7 protein-coding genes and 2 pseudogenes are annotated in these 6,232 nt (G+C 70.7%); 6 read left to right on the top strand and 3 right to left on the bottom strand.

The features are described 5' to 3' along the window. Positions 1–329: pseudogene (locus AOK08_RS25955) on the bottom strand (ABC transporter ATP-binding protein); the annotation flags it as partial. Positions 330–554: 225 nt separating this feature from the next. Between AOK08_RS25955 and AOK08_RS25950 the strand changes: the two are divergent. From AOK08_RS25950 to AOK08_RS25930, 5 genes are read left to right on the top strand one after another with little or no spacing between them, the layout of a single operon-like run. After that, the gene (locus AOK08_RS25950; RefSeq protein WP_055530401.1) at positions 555–1,475 is read left to right on the top strand and encodes an ABC transporter ATP-binding protein; all 921 of its coding nucleotides are present in this window, start codon (positions 555–557) and stop codon (positions 1,473–1,475) included. Further along, on the top strand, positions 1,472–2,224 hold the full coding sequence (locus tag AOK08_RS25945; protein WP_055530400.1) for an ABC transporter permease: 753 nt from the start codon (positions 1,472–1,474) through the stop codon (positions 2,222–2,224). The genes AOK08_RS25950 and AOK08_RS25945 overlap by 4 nt, the downstream gene beginning before the upstream one ends. A 41-nt stretch (positions 2,225–2,265) precedes the next feature. Continuing rightward, a complete protein-coding gene (locus tag AOK08_RS25940; protein ID WP_055530399.1) occupies positions 2,266–3,531 on the top strand; it encodes a sensor histidine kinase in 1,266 nt (421 codons plus the stop codon). Then, entirely contained in the window at positions 3,521–4,186 is a 666-nt protein-coding gene (locus AOK08_RS25935; protein WP_055530398.1) for a response regulator, read from the top strand. Before AOK08_RS25940 ends, AOK08_RS25935 begins: the two co-directional genes overlap by 11 nt. After that, positions 4,183–4,563: a hypothetical protein gene (locus tag AOK08_RS25930; protein WP_241827094.1), complete on the top strand. Its 381-nt coding sequence runs from the start codon at positions 4,183–4,185 to the stop codon at positions 4,561–4,563. The genes AOK08_RS25935 and AOK08_RS25930 overlap by 4 nt, the downstream gene beginning before the upstream one ends. Positions 4,564–4,806: 243 nt before the next feature. Here AOK08_RS25930 and AOK08_RS25925 read toward each other — a convergent pair whose 3' ends face one another. Continuing rightward, on the bottom strand, positions 4,807–5,271 hold the full coding sequence (locus tag AOK08_RS25925; protein WP_055530396.1) for a MarR family winged helix-turn-helix transcriptional regulator: 465 nt from the start codon (positions 5,269–5,271) through the stop codon (positions 4,807–4,809). 72 nt (positions 5,272–5,343) lie between these two features. Between AOK08_RS25925 and AOK08_RS25920 the strand changes: the two genes are divergently transcribed. Next, positions 5,344–5,712 carry a VOC family protein gene (locus AOK08_RS25920; protein WP_055530395.1) on the top strand — a complete coding sequence of 123 codons (369 nt, stop codon included), beginning with the start codon at positions 5,344–5,346 and terminating at the stop codon, positions 5,710–5,712. Positions 5,713–5,735: 23 nt separating this feature from the next. Here AOK08_RS25920 and AOK08_RS25915 read toward each other — a convergent pair. Beyond that, positions 5,736–6,116: pseudogene (locus tag AOK08_RS25915) on the bottom strand (amidase family protein); the annotation flags it as partial. Between the last annotated feature and the right edge of the window lie 116 nt (positions 6,117–6,232).

Genomic DNA, 6,232 nt, shown 5'->3' with positions numbered 1-6,232 from the left:
ATCGCCGCCTCGACCCCGGCCAGCGGCCGGGCCACCAGCCACCGCCGCAGCCCGAACAGCAGTGCCTCGCCGAGCCCGAGCAGCAGCAGCCACAACGCCCCGAGCCACACACCCCGGGTGTCACGGTCGGCGATCGGCCCGTCCACCATCCACTTCAGGACGAGCGGGATCACCAGCCCCATGCACGACGCGAGGACCGCTATGAACGCGGCCGTGAACAGCCGCGCCCGCACCGGCCGCACATAGGGCCACAGGCGCAACAGGGTGCGTACGGCGGAACTGCCGGTGTGGACCTCGGGGTCCGCTGCGGTTGTACGTGTCGTGGACATCGAACCGAGCCTACGGACGACCACTGACAGTGCCTACCGGGTTTTGACCCGACCCGGGTCGTCCGAAGGTCCTACGACCCGTGCCCCGTGCCCCATGCCCCATGACCCATGACCAGTGACCCGCGAGACAGGGAAGTCGTACGGGCGCATCCACCGATCGGTTGATGCCGTCGCGAGCGCGTCGGCCGATGTGCCGGAGCCTCCCGCACCGCGACCCTGATGTACATGTCCGTCATCGAAGTAAGCGATCTCCGCAAGTCCTACGGCGGCCGAACCGTCGTGGACGGCGTGTCCTTCGCCGTCGAGGAGGGTGAGATCTTCGGCATCCTCGGCCCGAACGGCGCAGGCAAGACCACCACCGTCGAATGCGTCGAGGGGCTGCGCGTCCCCGACGGCGGCCGGGTCCGGGTCACCGGCCTCGACCCGGTCGCCGACCACGACGCCGTCAGCCGGGTCCTCGGCGCCCAGCTCCAGCAGAGCGAACTACAGCCGAAGCTGACCGTCCGCGAGGCCCTGGAGATGTACGCCGCCTTCTACCCGCGCCCGGCCGACTGGCGTCCGCTGGCCGAGCGGCTCGGCCTGACCGACCGGCTCGACGCCAGGTTCGGCAAGCTCTCCGGCGGCCAGAAACAGCGCCTGTTCATCGCCCTCGCGCTCATCGGCAACCCCAGGGTCGTCGTCCTCGACGAACTCACCACGGGCCTCGACCCACGCGCCCGCCGGGACACCTGGCAGCTCATCGAGGACGTACGCGCGAGCGGGGTGACGGTCCTCCTGGTCACCCACTTCATGGAGGAGGCGCAGCGGCTGTGCGACCGCATCGCCGTGATCGACAAGGGGCGGATCGCCGCCCTGGACACCCCGGCCGGCCTGATCCATCGCTCGGCGGGCGCCACGGTGATCAGTTTCACGCCGTCCGCCCCGCTGCCCGAGGACGCCCTGAACGCGCTTCCGGCGCTCGCGTCGGTCGACCACAAGGAGGGCCGCGTCACCCTCGCCGGCACCGACGAGACCGTCAACGCCGTCATCACCCTGCTCGCCCGCAGCCATGTCACCGCCCACCAGCTCCGTGTCACCGACGCCACCCTGGACGACGCGTTCCTCGACCTCACGGAACGCACTGAAGCAGAAGGCAGGCCCGCATGAGTACGTCAGCCGTCGTCGACAAGGCCGTACTGAGGACCGAGGTCCGGCTGTTCCGCCGCGAGCCCGGCGCCCTCTTCTGGATCCTGATGTTCCCGGCGCTGCTCCTGGCGATCCTCGGCTCGATCCCCGGCTTCAGGCACCACGAGGCCGATCTGGGCGGCCTGCGGACGATCGACGTGTACGTACCGGTGGCCGTGCTGCTCGGTCCGATCGTCGGCGGGATCCAGTCCATGCCGCAGACCCTCACCGGCTACCGCGAGCGCGGCATCCTGCGCCGGATGTCCACCACCCCGGTCCGCCCGGCCACCCTGCTCTTCGCGCAGATGCTGGTGTACGGCGGGGCGGCCCTGGCCTCGTCGCTGCTCGCCCTCGCGGTCGGGCGCCTGGCCTTCGGCGTACGACTGCCGGAGCAGCCCCTCGGCTACGCCCTGGCCCTCGCCCTGACCGTCCTGGTCGTCCTCGCGCTCGGTGCCGTGATCTCCGCGGTGTCCCGGACGACGAAGATCGCGGGCGCGATCGGCTCGGCCGTGTTCTTCCCGGCGATGTTCTGCGCGGGTGTGTGGGCGCCGGTGCAGACCATGCCGGACCTGCTGGCCAGGATCGTCGGCTGGACGCCCCTCGGCGCCGCGGCCGAGGCGCTGAACGGGGCGGCGGCGGGACACTGGCCCGGCTGGGACCACCTCGGCGTGCTGGTCGCCTGGACGGTACTGCTGACGGCGGGCGCGGCGCGCTGGTTCCGGTGGGAGTAGGGGAGGCGGGGGACTGCCGGGGGTCCGTGCACACTGGGGACATGTCTGCCGAGTACACACACCTCGACCGGCGCATGGAGCGCCTGCACATCTGGGGGCCGTACGGGCTGCTCGGTGTCGGCACGGTCTTCGCGGTCCTGTCCGCCGAAGTGGTGGACGATCCCGCCGAGTGGCAGGCCGTCGGGGGACTGGTCGGCGCCGCGCTCGTGCTCCAGTTCTGGTGGCACGCGACCCGCTCCGGCCGTCCCCACCGCGGCCGTACGCCGTCCCGGGCCGGCACGGCGTACTACGTCGTCCGCTGGGCGCTCGCCTTCGCCCTCACCTGGATCAACCCGTTCTTCGCGTTCTTCGCGGCGGCCGGCTACATGGACGCCGACGAGATGATCCCGGGCCTGTGGCGGCGGCTCGGGCTGTTCGCCAGCGCGGTCACCGTGGCCGCCGCGCAGGCGGGTGGGCTGCCGTTCGAGAGCGGGACCCAGTGGGCCGCGTTCGCCGGGCTGCTGGCCGTCAACTTCGTCCTCCAGTCACTGGTCGCCCACGCCACCGAGCAGGAGGAGAAGCGCTCCCGCGACCGGGCCGTCACCATCACCGAACTCGAACGCGCCAACACGGCGTTGCGGCAGGCCCTCGACGAGAACGCCGCCCTGCACGCCCAACTCCTGCACCAGGCGCGGGAGGCGGGCGTCGCGGACGAACGGCGCCGGCTGGCCGCCGAGATCCACGACACCATCGCCCAGGGCCTGACCGGGATCATCGCCCAGCTCCAGGTGGTCACGAACACCCCGGACCGGGCCCTCGCGGGCGAACACGTGGACCGCGCCATGAAACTGGCCCGTCACAGCCTCGGCGAGGCCCGCCGCTCCGTACAGAACCTGGCTCCCATGGCCCTGGAGAACGACGGACTGCCGGAAGCCCTGAAGAAGACGGTCGCCGACTGGGCCGAACGAACAGGCGTACGCGCCGAGTTCACGGTCACGGGGGCGGCGGAGCAACTCCACTCCGAACTCGCCGCAACGCTCCTGCGTATCGCGCAGGAGGCCCTGTCGAACACCTCCCGCCACGCCCGCGCCACCCGGGCGGGCGTCACCCTCACCTACCTCGGCGACGAGGTGATCCTCGACATCCGCGACGACGGTACGGGCTTCGACCCGCTCGCCGTCCGCGAACGCACCGGCACGGGAGGCTTCGGCCTCGACGGCATGCGCGCCCGCGCCGAACGCATCGCGGGCTCACTCACGCTGGAGTCCGAACCCGGCCAGGGCACGGCGGTCTCGGCCCGCGTACCGTTGGTCCCCCATGACCACTGACACCAACGACACCCCCGAAGCCCCCATCACCCTGCTGATCGTCGACGACCACCCGGTGGTGCGGGACGGTCTGCGCGGCATGTTCGAGTCGACACCGGACTTCACGGTGCTGGCGGAGGCAGCGAACGGCGTGGAGGCGGTGGCACTGGCCACGGCCCACGACCCGGACGTCATCCTGATGGACCTGCGGATGCCTGGCGGCGGCGGAGTCGACGCGATCGCCGAACTGACCCGCCTGCGCTCCCGAGCGAAGGTCCTGGTCCTCACCACCTACGACACGGACTCCGACACCCTCCCCGCGATCGAGGCGGGCGCGACCGGCTACCTCCTGAAGGACGCCCCGAGGGACGAACTCTTCACAGCGGTAAGGGCGGCGGCCCAGGGCCGCACGGTCCTCTCCCCGGCGGTCGCCTCCCGCCTGGTCTCCGCGGTCCAGACCCCGGGCAACGGCCCCCTCTCGGCCCGCGAACGCGAGGTCCTGGCCCTGGTCGCCAAGGGCACCTCCAACCGCGAGATCGCCCGAGTCCTCTTCATCAGCGAGGCCACGGTGAAGACCCATCTGACCCACCTGTACTGCAAGTTGGGCGTCAAGGACCGGGCGGCGGCGGTGGCTACGGCTTACGAGCGGGGGATTCTGGGGCCGGTGGGGCCTTGATCGGCGAGCTTTTCATCGACTCCTATACTCCTGGCGTGTCTGATACGTCGAACTTCTTCCATGTTTCGTCCGTACGCAATCGGCAGTCGATCGCACTGCATGGCCTGGACTGGGCCCGGATGAGCGTCGCACGGGGAATCGCCGGCAGCCGCCGCCCCGAGGTGGAGGGGATCTTCGTATGCCGGGGCGAGGAGGACGCAAAGTTCTTCCTTCAGCTCAACAACACCGGTGGGCCGGTCGATCTCTGGTCCGTGGACGGCATCGATGAGGCGCTGCTCCTCGACAACGGCAACGGATTCGTCTACCTGCCCGCCCGCATACCAGCCGCACAGGTCAGCCTCGTGCGATCAGACATTCCTCCGCAGCCCGGTTTCTGACTCCGCGCGGCGGTACGGCTGGGGACAGGCCCACGCGGAATCATCCGCCGCCGGGTGCCGAGCGGCCAACGCCCGTGCTTGAAGGGGATGGCCCGAGGGCGCGGCGCGTCGCGGATGAGAGGAGCCGGCGAAAGCGCCGGTCCCGGGATCGCCGTCCAGGACGTGGCGCCCGACTTCGGCGCACGGATTTCAGGCTCGGCCGCGCCCCTGTCCGGGGCGACGAGACGTGCGCCCCGGAACGAGCTACGCACCCTCCTTGTCACCGTGCAGGGAATTGATCATGCTCTTCAGGATCCGGAACGCGCCCGACTGCTCGGTCTCGGTCAGGCCGGCCAGCATTCTGGCCTCTACGGACCGGACGGCCGCGCTCGCCTTCTCGAGGCTTCGTCGACCGCTGGGCGTGAGCCGCGTGGGTAGCGCCTTCCCGACGGGTGCCTCCGCGGGCCTGGTCACGTAGCCGTCTCGTTCCAGGGCCTGGAGCAGCACGTTCATCGTCTGCCGTGTCACGAACGCGCCCCGCGCGAGCTCGGAGTTCGACAAGCCCGGTCGTTGCGCCAGCAGTTCGAGGCAGGCGTAGTGCGTCACGCTCATCCCGAGCGGTCGCAGCACCTCCTCCATGGCCGCCCGCAGGGCGCTCGACGCTTCCTTGAGCAGGTAGCCCAGTGACGTCTCCAGGTCGACACCGGCACCGACACCTTCTTGACTCATGTCAGTATTCTGACATAGCTTGATGCGTGTCAGGAAACTGACATGGAAGAACCTGAAACAAGGAGCGTCATCATGCCCGCCACCGGCCCCGACTTCATCTCGCTCCAAGTGCGCGACCTCGACGTGTCGCGGGCGTTCTACGAGCAGTACCTGGGTCTCGTCCGCTCGCCGGCCGGACCTCCGCACGCCGTCGTCTTCGAGACGAAGCCGATCGCCTTCGCGCTCCGCGACATCATTCCCGGCACCGACCTCGCATCCGTCGCCCAGCCCGGCATCGGTGTCGCGATCTGGCTCCACGCCACCGACGTCCAGGCCATCCACGACGCGCTCGCCGCCGACGCTCGCACCATCGTCTCCGCGCCGATCGACGGCCCCTTCGGCCGGACCTTCACCTTCGCCGACCCCGACGGCTACCAGGTCACGCTCCACGACCGCGCCTGACCGACCGGTCGCCGCCTACCCTCCTACCGTGTGGCCGCCCGGACCTCCCGGCGAGCGTCGATCGGTGTGAACACCCCGAGGCGGTCCTCGATCTCCTGGGCCGCGTCCAGGCACACGTCCTCCCGGAACGCGCGCCCGATGACCTGCACGCCGGTGGGCAGGCCGTCATTCGTGCCCGTCGGTACGGCGACCCCGGGCACCCCCGCGAAGCTCGTCGCCGTGCACAGGCGCATGCCCGCGCCGACCCGCTCCCGGCCTGCCCGGTCGCGTGATTCCAGGCCCGGTTCGACGGGCGGCTCGGTGAACACCGGGCCGAGCAGCAGCGGGTACTCGTCGAGGAACTCCGCCCAGGAGCGGCGGATGCCCAGCCAGACCCCCATCAGCCGCATGAACTCCGCCGAGGTCGGGCGACGGCGGGCCCCACCTCTTCCCCCGCGCCCGCGCTACGACTCCGGCTCCGCCACCCGCAGCAACAGCACCGCCCGCCCCGGCACCTCGATCTCAGCCCCCGCCCGATGCG

This window comes from Streptomyces graminilatus, assembly GCF_001418565.1.
In the GTDB taxonomy this organism is placed as follows: domain Bacteria; phylum Actinomycetota; class Actinomycetes; order Streptomycetales; family Streptomycetaceae; genus Streptomyces; species Streptomyces graminilatus.
Note: the sequence above shows the minus strand (reverse complement) of the source record. Positions and strands in the feature narration are given on the sequence as shown.

Coding starts and splice junctions, on each gene's coding strand:
- AOK08_RS25940 (WP_055530399.1), top strand. CDS start 2,266: ATGTCTGCCGAGTACACACACCTCGACCGGCGCATGGAGCGCCTGCAC.
- AOK08_RS25925 (WP_055530396.1), bottom strand. CDS start 5,271: ATGAGTCAAGAAGGTGTCGGTGCCGGTGTCGACCTGGAGACGTCACTG.
- AOK08_RS25950 (WP_055530401.1), top strand. CDS start 555: ATGTCCGTCATCGAAGTAAGCGATCTCCGCAAGTCCTACGGCGGCCGA.
- AOK08_RS25920 (WP_055530395.1), top strand. CDS start 5,344: ATGCCCGCCACCGGCCCCGACTTCATCTCGCTCCAAGTGCGCGACCTC.
- AOK08_RS25935 (WP_055530398.1), top strand. CDS start 3,521: ATGACCACTGACACCAACGACACCCCCGAAGCCCCCATCACCCTGCTG.
- AOK08_RS25945 (WP_055530400.1), top strand. CDS start 1,472: ATGAGTACGTCAGCCGTCGTCGACAAGGCCGTACTGAGGACCGAGGTC.